The organism is Facklamia sp. HMSC062C11, assembly GCF_001810675.1.
Classification (GTDB): Bacteria; Bacillota; Bacilli; order Lactobacillales; family Aerococcaceae; genus Facklamia; species Facklamia hominis.
The window spans coordinates 25501-43363 of record NZ_KV802380.1; the positions used below are offsets into that span (position 1 = coordinate 25501).

Annotated in this window: 18 protein-coding genes; 11 read left to right on the top strand and 7 right to left on the bottom strand. The window is 40.6% G+C overall.

The window, feature by feature from the left end; all coding sequences use genetic code 11:
- The first annotated feature begins 18 nt into the window (after positions 1 to 18).
- The gene (gene gpmA / locus HMPREF2758_RS01190; protein WP_070608626.1) at positions 19 to 708 is read left to right on the top strand and encodes a 2,3-diphosphoglycerate-dependent phosphoglycerate mutase; all 690 of its coding nucleotides are present in this window, start codon (positions 19 to 21) and stop codon (positions 706 to 708) included.
- Between the two features lie 185 nt (positions 709 to 893).
- On the opposite strand, the gene HMPREF2758_RS01195 is transcribed toward gpmA, so the two are convergent.
- The 4 genes from HMPREF2758_RS01195 to HMPREF2758_RS01210 form a co-directional block, all read right to left on the bottom strand.
- Positions 894 to 1616, bottom strand: a complete 723-nt coding sequence (locus tag HMPREF2758_RS01195; protein WP_006908168.1) for an LrgB family protein — start codon at positions 1614 to 1616, stop codon at positions 894 to 896.
- Complete coding sequence (locus tag HMPREF2758_RS01200) at positions 1594 to 1983, bottom strand: CidA/LrgA family protein (protein WP_016648115.1); 390 nt, start codon at positions 1981 to 1983, stop codon at positions 1594 to 1596. The genes HMPREF2758_RS01195 and HMPREF2758_RS01200 overlap by 23 nt, the downstream gene beginning before the upstream one ends.
- A 260-nt stretch (positions 1984 to 2243) precedes the next feature.
- Entirely contained in the window at positions 2244 to 4055 is a 1812-nt protein-coding gene (gene uvrC, locus HMPREF2758_RS01205; protein WP_070608629.1) for an excinuclease ABC subunit UvrC, read from the bottom strand.
- Positions 4056 to 4075: 20 nt separating this feature from the next.
- Positions 4076 to 4405 (bottom strand): hypothetical protein, encoded by a 330-nt coding sequence (locus tag HMPREF2758_RS01210; RefSeq protein WP_016648113.1) that lies wholly within the window; start codon positions 4403 to 4405, stop codon positions 4076 to 4078.
- 154 nt (positions 4406 to 4559) lie between these two features.
- Here HMPREF2758_RS01210 and HMPREF2758_RS01215 point away from each other — a divergent pair, with 154 nt between their 5' ends.
- The 6 genes from HMPREF2758_RS01215 (at position 4560) to map (ending at position 10714) form a co-directional block, all read left to right on the top strand.
- The gene (locus HMPREF2758_RS01215; protein ID WP_070608631.1) at positions 4560 to 6266 is read left to right on the top strand and encodes a M3 family oligoendopeptidase; all 1707 of its coding nucleotides are present in this window, start codon (positions 4560 to 4562) and stop codon (positions 6264 to 6266) included.
- 31 nt (positions 6267 to 6297) lie between these two features.
- The gene (locus HMPREF2758_RS01220) at positions 6298 to 7302 is read left to right on the top strand and encodes a Gfo/Idh/MocA family oxidoreductase (RefSeq protein WP_070608633.1); all 1005 of its coding nucleotides are present in this window, start codon (positions 6298 to 6300) and stop codon (positions 7300 to 7302) included.
- A 63-nt stretch (positions 7303 to 7365) separates the two neighbouring features.
- A complete protein-coding gene (locus HMPREF2758_RS01225) occupies positions 7366 to 8655 on the top strand; it encodes a DEAD/DEAH box helicase (RefSeq protein ID WP_070608635.1) in 1290 nt (429 codons plus the stop codon).
- A 100-nt stretch (positions 8656 to 8755) separates the two neighbouring features.
- Positions 8756 to 8995, top strand: a complete 240-nt coding sequence (locus tag HMPREF2758_RS01230; RefSeq protein ID WP_006908161.1) for a GlsB/YeaQ/YmgE family stress response membrane protein — start codon at positions 8756 to 8758, stop codon at positions 8993 to 8995.
- A gap of 165 nt (positions 8996 to 9160) precedes the next feature.
- On the top strand, positions 9161 to 9946 hold the full coding sequence (locus HMPREF2758_RS01235; RefSeq protein ID WP_070608637.1) for an acyl-ACP thioesterase domain-containing protein: 786 nt from the start codon (positions 9161 to 9163) through the stop codon (positions 9944 to 9946).
- Positions 9947 to 9961: 15 nt separating this feature from the next.
- Positions 9962 to 10714: a type I methionyl aminopeptidase gene (gene map, locus HMPREF2758_RS01240; RefSeq protein ID WP_070608639.1), complete on the top strand. Its 753-nt coding sequence runs from the start codon at positions 9962 to 9964 to the stop codon at positions 10712 to 10714.
- Positions 10715 to 10819: 105 nt separating this feature from the next.
- Here map and HMPREF2758_RS01245 read toward each other — a convergent pair whose 3' ends face one another.
- Genes HMPREF2758_RS01245 through HMPREF2758_RS01255 form a run of 3 tightly spaced genes read right to left on the bottom strand, consistent with a single transcriptional unit; the run spans position 10820 to position 12712 of the window.
- Complete coding sequence (locus HMPREF2758_RS01245; protein ID WP_070608640.1) at positions 10820 to 11941, bottom strand: glycosyltransferase family 4 protein; 1122 nt, start codon at positions 11939 to 11941, stop codon at positions 10820 to 10822.
- Between the two features lies 1 nt (position 11942).
- The gene (locus HMPREF2758_RS01250) at positions 11943 to 12215 is read right to left on the bottom strand and encodes a hypothetical protein (protein WP_070608642.1); all 273 of its coding nucleotides are present in this window, start codon (positions 12213 to 12215) and stop codon (positions 11943 to 11945) included.
- A gap of 41 nt (positions 12216 to 12256) precedes the next feature.
- Positions 12257 to 12712 carry a flavodoxin gene (locus tag HMPREF2758_RS01255; RefSeq protein WP_006908156.1) on the bottom strand — a complete coding sequence of 152 codons (456 nt, stop codon included), beginning with the start codon at positions 12710 to 12712 and terminating at the stop codon, positions 12257 to 12259.
- Between the two features lie 157 nt (positions 12713 to 12869).
- On the opposite strand from HMPREF2758_RS01255, the gene galE reads away from it, so the two are divergent.
- Genes galE through HMPREF2758_RS01275 form a run of 4 tightly spaced genes read left to right on the top strand, consistent with a single transcriptional unit; the run spans position 12870 to position 17853 of the window.
- Complete coding sequence (galE, locus tag HMPREF2758_RS01260; RefSeq protein ID WP_070608644.1) at positions 12870 to 13892, top strand: UDP-glucose 4-epimerase GalE; 1023 nt, start codon at positions 12870 to 12872, stop codon at positions 13890 to 13892.
- Positions 13893 to 13924: 32 nt separating this feature from the next.
- Positions 13925 to 15094, top strand: a complete 1170-nt coding sequence (locus tag HMPREF2758_RS01265) for a glycosyltransferase (RefSeq protein ID WP_070608646.1) — start codon at positions 13925 to 13927, stop codon at positions 15092 to 15094.
- Positions 15095 to 15100: 6 nt separating this feature from the next.
- Positions 15101 to 16516 carry a lipopolysaccharide biosynthesis protein gene (locus HMPREF2758_RS01270; protein WP_070608649.1) on the top strand — a complete coding sequence of 472 codons (1416 nt, stop codon included), beginning with the start codon at positions 15101 to 15103 and terminating at the stop codon, positions 16514 to 16516.
- 11 nt (positions 16517 to 16527) lie between these two features.
- On the top strand, positions 16528 to 17853 hold the full coding sequence (locus HMPREF2758_RS01275) for an O-antigen ligase family protein (RefSeq protein ID WP_070608651.1): 1326 nt from the start codon (positions 16528 to 16530) through the stop codon (positions 17851 to 17853).
- Positions 17854 to 17863: the final 10 nt, after the last annotated feature.

The window sequence follows — 17863 nt, forward strand, 5'->3', positions numbered from 1 at the left end:
GGGATAGAGGGTGATTTAATGAAATTAATTCTTGTACGTCATGGACAGAGTGAGTGGAATCAGCTTAATCAATTTACAGGTTGGGAAGATGTTGGCTTAACCGAAAAAGGTATTAATGAAGCCAAATCAGCAGGTCATAAATTGAAGGAAGCTGGCATTGATTTTGATTTAGCCTATACATCGCGTTTGAAACGTGCGATTAAGACTTTATATTACATTCTTGATGAAACCGACCGGCTATGGGTAGACGTAACCAAGACTTGGCGGCTAAATGAGCGTCATTATGGAGCTTTACAAGGTTTAAATAAGAAGGAAACGGCAGAAAAATATGGGGATGAACAGGTGCATATCTGGCGTCGTTCCTATGATGTTTGTCCACCTGCAATGGCTGCGGATCAAGCATCTAAGTTTTTAGTAGATCCGCGTTATGCGAATTTGGCTAAGGACCGGATTCCATTAACAGAAAATTTAAAAATTACCCTTGAACGAGTGATGCCTTTTTATGAAGATCATATCGTGCCCGCCTTATTGGATGATAAGAATGTTTTGGTGGCGGCTCATGGTAATTCCCTTCGTGCCTTAATTAAAAAAATTGAAGGCATTGCAGATGATGAGATTACTTCCTTAGAGATAGCGACCGGTGTTCCAATTGTGTATGAATTTGATACAGATTTGAAAGTGATCGACAAAAAGATACTGGATGCATAAAGTGTTCACTGATGAGAGTGAATCTTTTATTGGCAAAAAAAATCGCTCGGCGTGATCATATCATGCCGGGCGATTTTTGATTATATCGTTGAATAAATCTTTTATAAGGGGACTTACCAAGGAAAAATAGATGAAATTCGTGGTTGAGACGCGAGAAAGTCTCAAGCTTTTACTTGGATAACTATTTAGACAAAGAAATTACAGAGAATTTGATTGACAGCTGGAGTGAGTAGAATTACGGTGATGCCGGTTGTAATTAAGGCTACTGAAGACATGGCTCCTTGGACTTGTCCCATTTTGATAGCTTGTGAGGTTCCCATGGCATGGGCGCTAGTTCCTAACATGACTCCCTGGGCCACTTCATGATGGATGCCGCAAAGGGGAATGAGCTTAGGGCCTAGAATGGCTCCTAGGGTTCCTGTCGCAATCACCAAGGCAATCGTAAGCGAGACGATTCCCCCCAGGGAATCGGTGGCGCTAATCGCAATGGCAGTGGTAATTGATTTAGGATAGACTGTGGCTACCATTTGAAGGTTGAATCGTAATAAAAAGGCTAAGGCAATGACCATGGAAGTATGGATTAAGGTGCCACTCAAGCAGCCCATTAGAATGGGAACCAGGTATGTTTTGAGATAGTCAAAATTCTTTTCGAGTCCAATGGCTAAAGCGACAGTTGCAGGGGTGATCAACCAGGAGAAGAGTTGAGCTCCCTGATTGTAGTGGTCGTAAGTGATCCCTGTCGTCATTAAAAGTAGGATAATTCCTCCGATAGAAAAGACTAGCGGATTAAATAGTACAATCGGATATCGCTGATGGAGCCGATCTCCTAATAAAAACATCCCTACCGTAAGTGTGATACCAAATAAGGGGGTATTTAGGAAAGGACTATTCAATAGGGGCGTTAACATAAGGGGCTTCTCCTTTCTGACTTCTGATGATTGACTGTTGAACCATTTTTCCGGTGACAATCATGGTAATGACAGTGGTGACAAGGACTAATAGGATTAATTGCCACCAGATCTTAGCTAATAAGGGAAACTGAGTCATTAAGGCGACTCCTCCTGGGACGAAGAGGATGGCCATATGGTTAGTTAGCCAGGATCCCACTTGCTCTACCTTTTCCATCGAAAGGATTGAATAATGGAGACATAAAAAAAGAAGCACCATGCCGATCACGCTGGCAGGGAGACTGATTAAAGGTCGAATTAATAGCGAGATAATTTCGCCAACAATCGAAAAGAAAAATAACCAAAATAATTGTTTGAATAAATTCACAGTACACACGCCTTTCATAGCTGCTAATATTACACCTTTTTAAAAAAGGGAACAATCCCTATTTTTGATGAGACCGATTTCGTAATAAAAATGTCATAAATAGAGAGTGCGCCAAAAAGCATTTTGGGCTGCCGTAATAAGTGAGCGCGTGAGGGGCTTTAAAAGCACCGGCGAGCGAGCGTATATTGTTCAGGTCTAGCTTTTAGAAGCAAATTTAAAGAAGAGTACGGCTTTGAGGGATCCTAAAAGCTGTACTCTCTTTATTTATTTAAATCGTCCAGAATGCGTTGAGCGACAGGGCGAGGAATGCCTAAGCGCGTGATTTCTTCGAGCGTTGCTTTCTGGATATTTTTTAAGGATTTAAATTGTTTGAGTAGTTTGGTTCTTGTTTTGGGGCCCACGCCAGGGATTTGATCTAAGCGTGAGGCATATTGAGCCTTGGACCGGACCTGGCGGTGGTAGGAGATCGCATAGCGGTGAACCTCTTCTTGGATTCGTTGCAGAAGATGGAAGGCCTGGCTTCGTTGGTCCATGTCGACAATCTCTTCACGGTAGCCATCTAAGAGCGATGCGGTTCTGTGATGGTCATCTTTAATCATACCAGCTACGGGGATAGCTAGCCCTAATTCATTTTCGATAACATCTCGGGCAGCTCGTACTTGGACAATCCCGCCGTCCATCAAGATCAAGTCCGGCAGGGCTTTTTCCTCGCGTAGTAGCCGAGTGTAGCGGCGTCTGATGACTTCTTGGGTATTGGCGAACTCATTGGCGCCTTGACTGGTTTTGATCTTAAATTTACGGTAACTCTTTCGATCAGGGACACCATCCTTGTAGACGACCATACCGGAGACGCTAGAGGTTCCTTGAATATTGGAGTGGTCGAAGGATTCGATATGGCTTGCTTGAGGAATGTCTAGATAATTAGCTAATTCTTGACTGGCACCGATCGTTTTCTGATTGCGCATTTCATTGAGTCTAAATGATTCATCTAGGGCTAGCTTGGCGTTCTTCTCACAGAGTTCAAGCATGGCGCGTTTTTTGCCGCGTAAGGGAGTGGATACAGGAATATTGAATAGTTCCGATAGACTATCTTGATCCACTGTACTTGGCACTAGGATAGCCTTAGGCATGAGTTGATTTTGTTCACTATAAAATCGAGCGATATAAGTCGTGAGCTCTTCTTCGGGTGTCTGCTCACCATAGAGTGGATAGAGTGCGGCCTTGCGCTTTAGAATAGACCCTTGGCGTAAGAGGAAGACTTGAATAGAAAGCCAACCACGATCGTAATAATAATTGAAGACGTCCATGTTATTATAGGATTGGCTCATGACCGACTGACGCTCCACGGTGGTTTCAATATAATTAATTAAGTCACGATAAGAAGCTGCTTGTTCAAAGTCTAGTTTCTCTGCCGCTTCTTGCATCCGCTTTTTGAGGTCGTGCTTAATGGTGCCGACCTCACCGTTAAAGAATTGTTTGATATGGTCAATTTGTTGTTGATACTCTTCTTTTGAGATTGGGTGGTCGCAACAGCCAATGCATTGGCCTAAGTGGTAATAAAAACAAGCGCGTTTTTCCTGTTTACTACAGCGTCTTAGGGGATAGACTTTCTGGAGAAGGTGTTGTGTTTGGGTTGCCGCGTAGACATTTGGGAAAGGCCCGAAATAAATTCCTCCATCTTTTAAGACCTGATTCGTGATAATCAATTGCGGGTCCTTTTCATGGGTGATTTTGAGGTAAGGATACATAGTTCCTTCTTTAAGCTTAATATTATACTGTGGCTTATATTGTTGGATGAGGTTAATTTCTAAAATAAGTGCTTCCTTATTAGAATTGGTTACAATAAACTCGAAATGGTGAATATCAGCCACTAGCTTGGTTGTTTTGGTGTCGTGAGCCCCTCTAAAATAGGATCTGACTCGGTTTCGTAGGTTCTTAGCCTTGCCGACATAGATGATTTCATCTTGGGCATTATGCATCAGATAACATCCTGGGAGGGTGGGCAAGAGTGCCAGCTTGTTTTCAATTTGTGCTCTTATTTGAGCTTGGCTTTCAAAAGACTGATGGGTCATGATAATCCCTCCTTCTTGAATTAGTCATAGGTCCGTCGTTTGGGATAGGCTTGAGACCGGTCTTGGGGTGTTGGAGCGGTTTGTTCGACAAGATAGCGTTGAACAATAAATTGTTTGCGTTGGTTATAGTGTCCGTAAATAACGATGATATCACCAATATGAACCTTTAATATGAAACTAAGAGCCCGGTAAGCAATGAGGCAATTGATGTCTTGATGAACGAGGTCTGTTGGATTAAGTGGATGGTCGATGAGCTTTAATTTAAAGACCACTAAGCTGGGGTCCTGGGCTTGAACAAGCTTATAATTGACGACTTGTCCTTTATATTGAATTTTTTTATGAGTATCCATGATCACCCCTCCTGACTGAATCCTTATAATTTTTGAGATACTTTCATTATAACAAAACTGTCAAATAAAATATTTTTTAAGCAATAGGATTTCTTGCCTCTTTCTTTGGTGCCTGTGCTATACTAGAGTTACTAAGATAAAGGGAAGTGGAAGTATGAAATTTGCCTCATTTAAGTATGAACGTCCTCAATTAGACCAAGTTAAAGAACAATTCTATCAAGCTATTCATCAAATTAAAGAAGCGACTTCGCTTGAAGCATTGAAGGAAGCCATTCAAGCCGTTCGTCATATTCAAAATAATTTAGCGACCCAAGGAACACTTTGTTCGATTCGTCATTCAATCGATACCAAGGATGATTTTTATAGTCAGGAGACAGACTTTTGGGATGAGCATTATCCATTGATTGCTAATTGGGAAAAAGACTATTATCAAGCTGTTTTAGAAAATGAGCTTAGCCAGTCTTTAAAAGGGGACTTTTTACCTGAGCCCTTCTTTGCGATTGCAGAAAATCAGCTACGGACAAATTCAGAAGCGGTTATTCCTCTTTTACAAGAAGAAAATCGCTTGGTTTCAGAATATGGGAAGCTAAAAGCCTCTGCCGAAATTGAATTTAAAGGTCAAGTCTATAATTTATCCTCAATCGGAGCCTTTACGCAATCGGCTGATCGTTTGGAACGTAAAGAAGCCTTTGAAAAGATATCGGCATGGTATCAAAAACACCAAGACGATTTTGATCGGATTTATGACCAAATGGTCAAAGTTCGTCATGAGATTGCTAAGAAGCTTGGCTTTAAGGACTTTGTGGAATTAGGTTATGCTCGGATGCTACGCTTAGATTATGATCGCCAGGATGTAGAACGTTACCGTCAAGAAGTGATTAAATATGTTGTGCCGCTTGCTGAGAAATTAGTTCAAGCACAAAAGGAACGGTTGAACTTAGATCATTTGGCTTACTATGATTTAGGCCTGATGTTTCCTAAGGGAAATGCCAATCCAAGTGGAACGAGTCAAGAGATTGTCGATAAAGCCCAGACCATGTATCATGAACTCTCTAAAGAAACGGGTGAATATTTCGACTTTATGCGATCGGGTGACCTATTAGACCTTGAAAGTAAGCCGGGTAAGGATACAGGCGGGTATTGTACGCACTTGCCTAATTATAAAGCACCCTTCATCTTTGCTAACTTTAACGGCACCTCCCACGATGTGGAAGTCTTAACCCATGAGGCAGGGCATGGTTTCCAAGTTTATTCGTCCATGTGGATTGAAACTCCAGAGGTGGTCTGGCCAACCTACGAGACTTGTGAAATTCACTCGATGTCGATGGAATTTTTAACTTGGCCTTGGATGGAAAACTTCTTCCAAGAGTCAACCACTAAGTTTAAATATCAACATTTAGCGGGTGCTTTGATGTTTATTCCTTATGGCTGCTTAGTGGATCACTTCCAACATGAAGTGTATGAGCATCCAGAATGGACACCACAAGAGCGTCGTCAAGCTTTCCGTCGTTTAGAAAAAATCTATAACCCTTGGATTGACTATGAAGGTAATGATTTTTATGAACAAGGTGGACTGTGGTTTAAACAATTACATATCTTTACCATGCCTTTCTATTATATTGATTATACCTTGGCTCAAGTATGCGCCTTCCAATTCTGGAAGCGAGATCATGTAGACCATGATCCGAAGACTTGGGAAGATTATGTACGTATCTGTCGTCTTGGGGGTACCAAGACCTTTACCCAAGTCGTTGCAGCGGCTAATCTCAAATCGCCTTTTGAGCCTGGTAATCTGGAAGAAACGGTTGCCTCGATCGATCAGTATCTATCAGCTGTCGATCCCCAAGCCTTACTAAAATAAAACTTTATCGAAGGAATAGAAAGGAGTTCCTATGCTGAATTACGCTACGGTTGGAAGTTCGTGGATCACTGAGCAGATGATTCAAGCGGCTACCTATACCCAACAATACCATTTAAAAGCAGTCTATTCCCGACACCTTGATAAAGCCAAACAACTCGCCCAAAAAACGGGAGCTGACTACTATACCGATAATTTTAATAATCTATTATTTGATCCAGAGATCGATCTGGTTTATATTGCTTCTCCTAACTCCCTACATGCCCAACAAGCTCTAGAGATCGTTGAACATAAAAAACATGTGATCGTGGAAAAGCCTCTTTTCGAGACTTCTGCTCAATGGCATCAAGTTTTTGAGGCTGCCGATCGCAATCATGTCTTTGTTTTTGAAGCGGCTTTACACTATCATAGTCGTAATTATGGTCGAATTCGTCCGCTGTTAAAGCAAAAGATAAAGGAATTGGATCAACCCTTAATGGGAGCTAATTTCAATATAGGGCAGTATTCTAGCCGTTATGATACCTATCGAGAGGCAGTGGCTAATGACTGGCCGGTACCTAATGCTTTTTCTTCAGAGTATGCTGGGGGGAGCTTGATGGACCTTGGGACCTATCCCTTGTATATCGCTTTAGACCTTTATGGGATGCCTCAATCCGTTAGCTATCGAGCTCAAAAAGATGATCAGGGAGTAGACTTATCAGGGCATGCCTTATTAACCTATCCTCAATTTCAAGTCGGGATTTTTCTATCAAAAACGGTTCATTCCAACTTGTCTTCAGAGATTTATCTTGGGCAAGAGACAGTGGTCATTGAGGATATTTCTCGCCTTACCAAGGTTAAGTTGGTCAATCGATCGGAAGAAAAGGTGCAATTAGTCGATTATATTCCGGCGAATCCTATGTTTGATGAATTATTGAGCTTTGCGGAAATGATCCAAGCTCAGCCGAGCATTCATAATCAAGTACGTTATGAGAATTGGCGGCAACTTTCTTTACAGGTTATCCAGGTGATGGAAGCCTTGAGGCAGTCTGCAAAATAGAAGAAGTTAAGGGCGGTGCTGGAAACACGGCCCTTGTTTTAATTAAAAGACTAAGGAGTTATTATGATTGAAAAATTACCTCTGACGCTGCAAAAGCGTTGGCAAGAAAAAGAATTTCAAGCAGCTAGCCAGGTGCAAGAAGAAGTGATCCCTGAATTATTAGCTAATCATTCGGTATTAGCTATTTCCCCTACTGGAACTGGGAAGACTTTGGCATATCTTTTACCCATATTAAGTTTAACTCAACCGAATCGTCAGCTTCAGTCCCTGGTGTTTGTACCTTCACAGGAATTGGCACGACAGATATATGAGGTGGCACAGGAATGGGGTCAAGGATTGGGTCTTACCATTCAGTGCCTGATTGGAGGAGCTAATAAGAGAAATCAAATACAAGCTTTAAAGGAAAAGCCAGAAGTAATTATTGCCACTCCTGGCCGTTTCGCAGAATTATTAAATGAATCCGCCAAACTCAAGGTCCATCAAGTTCAACGTGTGATCTACGATGAAGCCGACTACCTTTTCCAAGCTGATAGCCAATTGGATCAGGATCTTGCCTTGATTAATCATCGTTTGATGCGAGATGTGGCTAAGTCCTATTTTTCTGCGAGTTATCACCAAGATCTTAAGGATTACCTAGCTGATCAAGCTTTGGATCGACGCTTTGAGTTAACTCAGCCAGTGTCTACCATTCAACATATTTACTTGACCTGTCAAAATCGTCGTAAGGTTGCTATGTTGAAGAATCTAGCCTTTGTTGAAGGGATGCAAGCCATTGTTTTTTTTGATCAGATTAATGATTTAGAGATTGCTGCAGCAAAATTGATCTATGAAGGGATACCCGTTGTGGCGCTTCATAGCCAACTTTCTAAGATAGAACGTCAGCGTGCACTTGAAATATTTAGTAAAGGGCAGGCCATCTATTTATTAACCACTGACTTAGCTGCTAGGGGCATTGATTTGCCGGAGATTCCCTATGTGATTCAGTTTGATCGTGTGTCAGAAGCGGATACTTATATCCACCGATCTGGACGAACCGGACGGATGGGTCAAGCTGGGACAGTTATTTCCTTATTGAATCAACAAGAGGCGCTCGACTTAAAACGTATTCTTGATGGGCAGGGGATTGATCTTAACGAACGTTTTCTCTATCAAAGTCAACTTTTGGCTGATAAGCCAGAAAAAAAAGAGGGGTCAGCTGCTAATAAACCAGCTAACAAGTCATCTAAAAAATCGTCTAAACGATCTTCAAAAAAACGAACTTCTCAAAAAAACGGGCAACCGGTTAAGAAGAAGTCAAATAAAAAACGACACGCCGTGCAAAAGAATAAGGGCAAGCGTCGTAATAAGGCTTAGTCTTCTGAGGAAAAATCCAAGGGATTATGAGCATATAAATCGCTTTTTAGAAACTTTTAAGTTATAATAGAGTTACAAAGTGAAAAGAGGAGGAAAAATTATGATTAAATTAATTGTAGGCGGTATTATCGGCTGGTTAGCAGGAATGATTATGGGCCGCGATATCCCAGGAGGTATTATTGGTAATATTGTAGCGGGAATGTTAGGATCATGGATCGGTGATCAATTCTTCCACTTTGGACCTATCATGGGAGGAATTGCTGTTTTTCCAGCATTATTAGGATCAATAATCTTGATTATTGTGGTCTCGGCGATTATGAAGAACAGCAAAAAAGCTTAATTGAATCAGATTTAGAGGCTGTGACGACTGTGTCACAGTCTTTTTTTATTTAATGAGGCTGCATTTGGAGTAGGCTGCTAAGTTCATTTAAAGGGGTTTCTTAGGGCGCTTTTTATATTGAAGCGGTTCAGTTTTTGTTATACTAAGAGATAAAGGAGGAGTGGAATGCTTGAAACAACTTATTCATACCAATTAGCTAGCAATTCGATTGATCAGAAAAATGAAAGCCAGACATTGACCCTCATTATTCAGCGCTTGTTGGAAGCTGCCCAGTTTCATGACCGACAGATTCAAGAAAAGGGTGGGCTTGATTTATTAGTAGAGGATCAATCTTGGGTGATTACTCAAAATCGTGGGGAATTATTGAAAAGGATGGATGTCAAGCTGTCTTCTTTGATAAAGACCTCGATAGTGCAGGCGAACCGTTTCTTTGTGACAAGGTACTTTGAATGGATTCAAGAGGAACAAGTGTGCATGCAAGCTTTCATACAATTCGCTATATTAAATCTTAGGAGTCGTCAGATGGAACGAGTCCCACATCAAATCATCCAAGAAAATAATTTGCTTGTTGAGGGTATGACCGCTCGGTTTGAAAAAATTTCTTTCAAAGACAACTGGAAATGTTATAGTCGAGTTGATCAAGCTATTTTAGATTCAGCGATTGATCATAATCAACATGTGAATAATCTGGTATATTTAGAGTGGGTCTGGGAGCGACTGCCAGAATTTATCTTAAAGCACTACACTTTACAATCATTTGCGGTAAAATATCATAAGGAGCTTTATCCAGGAGACGCCGTTCAGCTTGAAAGTTGGATCGATAATCGAACAGAGACCTTAGCGATCGATTCAAAGACTGATCAAACAGTGACCTATCATCGGGTTTATCGACAGTTTGAAATTGTCTGTCAAATTAAGCTCAACTGGCAAATAAATCCAGAGATTGTATAGAAAGAAGGATTAAATGTGATTAGTTTAAAATCAGAACGTGAAATTAAAGCGATGCAAGCTTCAGGTGAAATTTTATCAAGCATCCATGTAGCTTTAAGAGATTACATTAAAGAGGGAGTAACGACGCGGGAGATTGACCAATTTGTTCAAAAGCGGATTGAAGAAGCAGGAGCGGTAGCTGCTCAAATTGGTTATGAAGGCTATCAATTCGCAACCTGTACCTCTGTCAATGATGAAATTTGTCATGGTTTCCCCTCTAAATACCGTTTAAAATCAGGGGATATCGTCAAAGTAGATTTTTGTGTTGATCTAGAAGGAGCCATTTCAGATTCTTGTTGGTGCTATGCCATTGGAGATGTTTCCCCGGAACATCAGCGTTTAATGGCGGTTACTAAAAAGGCCCTTTATTTGGGAATTGAACAAGCTGTGGTGGGAAATCGTATTGGAGATATTGGCCATGCTATTCAGTCCTATGTTGAAGCGGAAGGCTTTGGGGTTGTTCGAGATTTCGTGGGGCATGGTATTGGTCCATCAATCCACGAAGATCCGATGATTCCGCATTATGGCCAAGCCGGCAAGGGGTTACGCTTGAAGGAAGGAATGGCGATTACCATTGAACCTATGGTGACAACCGGTACTTGGCGGATGAAGATGGATGACAACGGTTGGACCGCAAGGACGCAAGATGGTGGTTACTGCGCTCAATATGAACATTCCTTGATTGTGACCGCAGACGGTCCCTTGTTGACGACCCTACAGGCAGATTAGAGATTGTTAAGTAGCGATCATTAAAAGAGAACCTGTTTTTCCTATGGAAGAACAGGTTCTCTTGTTTTATGATTCTAAGAATAGGCTTGATCCGCCTAGAATAGTTTAAGAATGTAAGATATGGTTATAGACTTCTTGATAGCGAGAGGCTACTTGATCCCATTGAAAGATTTGGCTTGCTGAGAGGGCGTTTTGGCTTAAGCGGTTATAGTGCTGAAGGATATATTCTAATCCTTGATGGAAGCCAATGGCATCATCGCGCTGAATACTTGCACCTACTTGATGGTCTGGGAAGAAGGAATCAAAGCCTTCTCCGCGTGTATAGATAACGGGGAGACCCTGGCTCATTGCCTCAGGATAGACGAGGCCAAAAGTCTCGGGATAGGATAATAGCGCAAAGATGTCCATTTGTCGGTAGAGATCGCGCATGGCTTCTTTGTTTAATGGACCATGGTAAGTGACAAAGGGATAATGACTTAGTTGCTTTTCGATGGCCTTATCCCAGGCGGGTCCAACAATATGGAGTTCTATGGGGCCTAGCAGTTGACTGGATTGATGAATCATGCGTGCCAAGGGGACAAAGCGTTTTAGGGTCATTAATTTGCCGGTTGAGACAATGCGAAGCGGTTGATGCACTTCCTTTATTTTGTCTAGATAAATTTCTTGATGCCAGAAATCCTCGATGCCATTGGTAATCACCTGAGTTTTGGCATCAAATTCTTGAAGCAAGTCTTTTGGGATAAATTGGTCAAAGACTCGGTGGTAGGAATTTTCTGAGATAAAGATGATTTGACGGGCATCTTGGAGAATCCTGAGCCCCATGGGACGTAACCAAAAAAGCTTATTAAAAAAGGTGTGGATATCTGCGTTTCGAATGGCAACAATGTAGGGAACACCATATTCTTGGTAGATTTGATGTGCCAACCATCCATTGGAAAAGAGTGAATGGGCATGGATCACATCATAGGATGAGAAAGAGTAGCGGCTTTTCAAATCTTGCCAAATTCTTTGATGTTTAAGATGAAAGAAATAGCGTTGCCACTGGTCAAAACAAGGAACAACTTGGGTATATTCGCCGCTCGCTGCAAGTTTACTTTGAGGGTAGCTATGGGAAATAGGGACATAGACGGATATATCATGACCTTGTTCTATTTGTCGGTCATAAAGTTGTTTGAACAAACCCGACGTTGAGAAATAAGAATTGATATGAAGAATTTTTAAGGACATGTTATTCGACACTTTCATCAAGTTGCTTTTCAAGTTTTTGAATGCGTGATTCAAGTTGTTGGACTTGCTTTTGAAGATCATTGGTAGAGCTATTTGGGTTATCATTGGTGGTAATACCAAAGAATGAGATGATTAGATAAGTAACGATAAATAAAATAAAAATTCCACCAATTAAGAATGGCCAGCCAGTCCGATCAACGTGGCGGTTAATTTCATTGAGTTGTTTTTTGATTTCTTCTTCAATGGTACGATTAATTTCATTAGAGTGACTCACTCAGTTTTCTCCTTTCGCAAAGACGGTAGCCGAGGCTATGTCTATTCGTTTTGGGTTAGCTTTTCGGCAATGCCATCAGCTAGGGCGTGTAATTTGATGATGTCTTCAGTTTCAGCGTTGAGCTCAATCTTGCATGAGACGCCGCCTTGAGTGGCACCTGTTTTTAAAAATTGTTCTTCTAAAGTATCGATCGCGCCACAAAAGACAGGGTAGAAAGAATCGCCTGATCCAAAGACGCCAAAGACTTTCCCACTTAGATCTAATTGACCTAAATCATCATAGAAATCCAACATTTCGTCGGGAAGTGTTCCATCAACCCCATAAGTATATGAGCCAACCAGAACGGCATCATAGTTTAGAAAATCTTCCGCTTCTGCTTGCATGACTTCTTGCACGTCAGTTTGAATTTGGTGACTTTCAAGGCGATCAGCCATGATATCAGCCATTTCTTCAGTGTTTCCGGTTAAACTAGTAAAAATAATTAAAGCTTTAGACATAAGTACTCTCCTTTTTGATAACTCATTCAAAAGTATTATAACAAAAAAGATACTTAATGTAATATTCTTTTAATCACATCGACGGATTGCGATATCAGCCTGCTTTATAAATGTGTTATAATGAGTAAACATAAAAAGTGGGAAAAGGAGAATCAAGATGGCTATATTGGTAACTGGAGCAACGGGTTATATTGGCTCTCATACAGTTGTAGAATTGCTCAATGAAAGGCAAGAGGTTGTGTTAGTAGATAATTTTTATAATTCGAAGCCCGAAGTTTTGAACCGTTTAAAAATGATCACTGGACAAGATTTATGTTTTTATGAAGCGGATATTCTAGATAAAACAGCCATGCGTCAAATTTTTAATGAACAAGATATTGATTTAGTCATTCATTTTGCGGCCTATAAGGCGGTTGGCGAATCTGTCGCTAAGCCTTTAGCCTACTACCATAATAATGTGGGTGGCACGATCGCTTTATTAGAAGTAATGCAAGAAGTTGGTGTTAAGCATATTATTTTCTCGTCTTCTGCGACGGTATATGGTGAATCGAATCCAGTTCCTTTTAAAGAGTCTATGCCGACTTTTACAGCTACCAATCCATATGGTTATTCTAAAGTAGTGATCGAACATATATTGGAGGACCTTGTTGTGGCAGATCCAACTTGGTCAGTAACGCTTTTACGGTACTTCAATCCGATTGGAGCGCATCCTTCGGGATTAATTGGTGAAGAGCCCCAGGGAATTCCAAATAATATTATGCCTTACTTGACCCAAGTGGCAATTGGCAAGCTACCAGAGCTAAAGGTCTTTGGTGATCAATACCCAACGCCAGATGGAACTGGCGTGCGTGACTATATTCACGTGGTAGATTTAGCTTTAGGGCACGTTAAAGCGGTTGCGGATAATCTTCAATCGGACGGTGTTAAGATTTATAATTTAGGAACGGGTAAGGGATACTCTGTCTTAGATTTGGTGAAGGCCTTTGAAGCAGCTTCACAGGTCAAGATTCCTTATTCGATTGTTGATCCTCGACCAGGAGATATTGCGGCTTCCTATGCAGATCCTAGTCTTGCTAAAGAAAAATTATCCTGGCAAGCTCAGTATGACCTAGTCGATATGTGTCGAGACTCTTGGAATTGGCAACACAAGAATCCTAAGGGTTATCTGCAAGAAAAATAACGATTTATTTGATGCTTTCAAAGGAGGGGTAGATGATGCAAGAAAAAAGAATACTTCATATTATGTCCTCTTTTGGAGGGGGAATTTCGACCTTTATCGCTAATCTGGCTAGCCAGGCCCAATCACAGCGGCTTATTTTTGATGTGGTGACCTATCATGTAGTGCCAGAACACTTTAAAAAGATGATTGAAGCCAGTGGTGGCCACGTTTATTATATGGTGAATCCCAAGATCGAAGGTTGGAGGGCCTTTAAGAAATCTTTTGTAAATGTGTTGCAAGCTAGGGCTTATCAAGCAGTTTATTGTCATATCTCGGGCTATCGGGCTTTAGCCTACTATTATCTTGTTAAACGGACTAAGCCAAGATTAGTGGAAGATTTTTATATTCATGCACATTATCTATTTGATCCTAATAATAAAAGTTTGAAGAATCGTTTAACTCAAAGGATTGATCCTTATATTAATCGAAGTTTGTCGCGGATCCCAGTTGGGTGCTCGAGCCAGGCGGTTCAGTCCTTATTTGGCTTAAAAGCCGAAGTGCCCTTTGTGGTGATTCCTAACTCGATTAATCCCCAAGATTTTTTCTTAGATGACACGACGATCCAAGCGCATTATCAAAAACAGCATCAAGGACTTGAACCTGGAACACTGGTAGTCGGTCAAGTGGGACGACTGGAGCCAATTAAGAACCATCAGTTTAGTTTGCAGATCGTTAAGGAAAGCCGAGAAGGCCAGCATCCAATTCATTTATTAATTGCTGGTCAAGGAGCTAGCCAGTCTAGTCTTGAACAAAGGGTTGAGGAGATGGGGCTGGAATCGATGGTTCAGTTTATGGGGCGTTTAAGTCCCATTTCAGGCTTTTTAGCGGGGCTTGATGCGGTCATACTTCCTTCAATCGCAGAAGGCTTTGGGACCATTGTGGTTGAAGCGCAAGCAAGTGGTATTCCTGTACTGATATCGGATGCGGTCACTTTAGAGACCGACCTTGGCTTAGGCTTAATTCAACAGTGTGAGTTGTCACAGGGACCTCGAGCGTGGTATGATGCTTTGGTTCAATTAATTGGTCGCCAAAAGAAACGTCCCTCTGTGAGTGACCGTCAGGCAGCCATTGAAGCTCATGCTTTTTCGAATGCTGCGGCTTTAGCGATTTATCGAAGGATGATTGACCACCAATTGAATGAATATTATTTAGAGGAGAGGTAAATCCTTATGCAATATTTTTTAAAGCGTCTACTGGGTTTTTCGTTGGGGCCAGTTATTGGAGCTTTGATTTCGATTGTACAGATTCCAATTTTGACGCGGTTGATGATGCCTGATCAATATGGGGTGTCGGGACTGTTTCGATCTTTATTGCTCTATGTCCCAAATATTTTATACTTGGGATTGGATCAAGCTTTTGCCAGAGAGTATCATCAAACAAACGATAAAAAACAACTTTTTCAAACAGCGGTTTGCATACCGCTGTTATTGGCTTTAATCCTTGCTGGTGGAATGTTTGTTTTTCGTGGACCGATTGCGCAATGGCTTTTTTCTAGTGATTCTTATGGCTATGTGATCAGTCTTTCTTGTGTTTTATTACTATCCGTCATACTAGAGCGCTTTGTTCTTTTAGCGATTCGGATGGAGGAGAAGGCTAAGGAGTACTCCTTTTTTTCAATTCTATTAAAATTATTGATTTTTGTGCTATCACTGGTCTTTATTTTTATGGGCTTGCGTGATTTTCGTGTGATTGTCTATGGTATCATTGGGGGCCAGATGATCGGTGACATGCTCTTATTCTATCGTTATAAGGATTTGTTGCGGATAGCTCATTTTGAATGGGATCAAGACCTTCTAAAAAGGCTTTTATTATTTGGTTTGCCCTTAATGTTGGCAATGTCCTTAAATTCGATTCTGAATATGGTTGATAATGTTTTACTGAATTCTTTATCGACTAAGCAAGAATTAGGGATTTACACTGCGGGCATGGGAATTGTGAATGTGATCGGTATTCTAAAGACTGCCTTTGCGACATTTTGGACGCCTACGGCTTATCGCTGGTATGAAGAAGGCAAATCGATTAAACATTTTAAGTTTATTTCAGATGCTCTTTTATTTTTACTATCCGGTATGTTTTTTGCCATATTAATTTTTAGACCAGTGATCATGTTGTTGCTAGGGTCTCATTATCGTCCTGCTCAAGAAATTTTAGGTTTGTTGTGTTTTCCTCATATCATGTATACTTTATCTGAAACAACCACTTTAGGAATTGTGTTTTCTCGTAAAACTTATTTTAATATTTTTGTTTCAATGCTAGCTTTAATTCCCAGTGTCGGACTCAACTTCTTATTGACGCCGTCGTTGGGTGCTTTAGGGGCAGCCTTTGCATCTTGCGGAGCTTATATCATGTTTTATATGGCTAGAACCTATTTTTCTAAGCAGACTGGTTTTTATTTTAGTCAACGAAAACATTTTTTGGCTATTTTGCTGATGTTTTTAGCAGCTCTGGTTAATGCTTTTGTCAATTCAAATGAACGATTTATTTATTATTTCTTTTTAGCTGTGGCTTGTTTATTTGTTCAATGGCCAACCATAAGAACCGCTTATTCAATCTGGAAAAATAGCGATGATTGGGACTTTAATTAAGGAGGGGACCGATGGTTTTATACTGTGCATTATTGATGGTTAGTGTTTTGATGGGATCACAAATTTTAGCCATTCCAACACCACTTGCTCAGATTACCCTCTATCGATTATTAGCCTTAGGGGTTGTCCCTATTTTAATTATACAGGTATGGACAGAGAATTCCTCAATTAAATTTTTACCACGTTCTATAGCTAGTCGGGTTTTATTAATTTATTTAATATGGTGGTTACTAGCTGTATTGTCTGGTTTTTGGGCTGTGGATGGTAAGGATTGGTTTCAGGTTATCTTTTTGATGACACTGGGTATTTTTAGTATTTTAGCTTTTTATTTATGGGTGGATACTTGGGCTAAGTGGCAGCAGATTCTCCAAGCGGCTTGGTGGGGGATGACAGCTCTGGTTATTTGGGGTTACTTTGAGATTATAACGAATACCTATTTATTAGCAGATCTAACAAAACTCGATAAATATCGGACCTTTGCTAGTCAACCAATGACTCGTATCCCCATTACAACTTTTGCCAATCAAAATGATTATGCCACTTTATTAATAGCTTATTTGGTCGTATGTGCTTGTTTATACTTTATCAAATCAGGGATCATTCAACGGATCATTTATTTAGTAATGTATCTATTAGCAGCTTATTTAATCTATCGAACCGATTCGCGCATGTCTTTGATCTGTATGATGGCTTTTAGCTTATGGTGGGCAACGCGTTCATTAAAGTGGGATTTCACTAAGCGACAAATTGTACAGGGGTTCCTTAGTGTAGGTCTTTTAATAGGGATGCTTCTCTTGATTCCTAAGATTAGAGAAAAAGTTTCGTCTATTATTTACTTATCTGGTCCTAGCGCTCATTTATCGGGAGACGCTAAGCGAATGAATATTTGGCGTAACGGCTTATTATTTTTAGGTCAAACGTATGGTTTTGGTGTTGGAGCAGGAAATATCGAGATCTGGGCTAAAAATAGTGGCTTTTGGCCAACCAATGAGATCACTAATATGCATAATTGGTGGCTTGAAATTTTGGTATCGACTGGGGTCGTACCATTTATCTTATATGTCTGGGGTTATTTTTCTTTAACACGGCGTTTAAGCCTCTTTGCTTCACTAAGAAAACATCGAATCCAGGCGGATGTAGCGTATTGTTTGGTGGGCTTTTTGTTAGTTTTTATCTTAGGGTCAATCACGTCAGCGAATAATATGTTGATTGAATGGCATTGGGTGTTTTTTGCATTAATTATCGCTTTTGTTAAAATTATCGATCAAGATGTTCAACTTGAGACAGCGACTACTCTAAACATTGCTAATATTGGAAAGGACCAACTGCTTTATTAAGGAGGGAAAT

Coding starts and splice junctions, on each gene's coding strand:
- HMPREF2758_RS01245 (WP_070608640.1), bottom strand. CDS start 11,941: ATGTCCTTAAAAATTCTTCATATCAATTCTTATTTCTCAACGTCGGGT.
- gpmA (WP_070608626.1), top strand. CDS start 19: ATGAAATTAATTCTTGTACGTCATGGACAGAGTGAGTGGAATCAGCTT.
- HMPREF2758_RS01275 (WP_070608651.1), top strand. CDS start 16,528: ATGGTTTTATACTGTGCATTATTGATGGTTAGTGTTTTGATGGGATCA.
- HMPREF2758_RS01235 (WP_070608637.1), top strand. CDS start 9,161: ATGCTTGAAACAACTTATTCATACCAATTAGCTAGCAATTCGATTGAT.
- HMPREF2758_RS01265 (WP_070608646.1), top strand. CDS start 13,925: ATGATGCAAGAAAAAAGAATACTTCATATTATGTCCTCTTTTGGAGGG.
- HMPREF2758_RS01270 (WP_070608649.1), top strand. CDS start 15,101: ATGCAATATTTTTTAAAGCGTCTACTGGGTTTTTCGTTGGGGCCAGTT.
- HMPREF2758_RS01220 (WP_070608633.1), top strand. CDS start 6,298: ATGCTGAATTACGCTACGGTTGGAAGTTCGTGGATCACTGAGCAGATG.
- HMPREF2758_RS01225 (WP_070608635.1), top strand. CDS start 7,366: ATGATTGAAAAATTACCTCTGACGCTGCAAAAGCGTTGGCAAGAAAAA.
- galE (WP_070608644.1), top strand. CDS start 12,870: ATGGCTATATTGGTAACTGGAGCAACGGGTTATATTGGCTCTCATACA.
- HMPREF2758_RS01195 (WP_006908168.1), bottom strand. CDS start 1,616: ATGTTAACGCCCCTATTGAATAGTCCTTTCCTAAATACCCCCTTATTT.
- HMPREF2758_RS01230 (WP_006908161.1), top strand. CDS start 8,756: ATGATTAAATTAATTGTAGGCGGTATTATCGGCTGGTTAGCAGGAATG.
- uvrC (WP_070608629.1), bottom strand. CDS start 4,055: ATGACCCATCAGTCTTTTGAAAGCCAAGCTCAAATAAGAGCACAAATT.
- HMPREF2758_RS01215 (WP_070608631.1), top strand. CDS start 4,560: ATGAAATTTGCCTCATTTAAGTATGAACGTCCTCAATTAGACCAAGTT.
- HMPREF2758_RS01210 (WP_016648113.1), bottom strand. CDS start 4,405: ATGGATACTCATAAAAAAATTCAATATAAAGGACAAGTCGTCAATTAT.
- HMPREF2758_RS01255 (WP_006908156.1), bottom strand. CDS start 12,712: ATGTCTAAAGCTTTAATTATTTTTACTAGTTTAACCGGAAACACTGAA.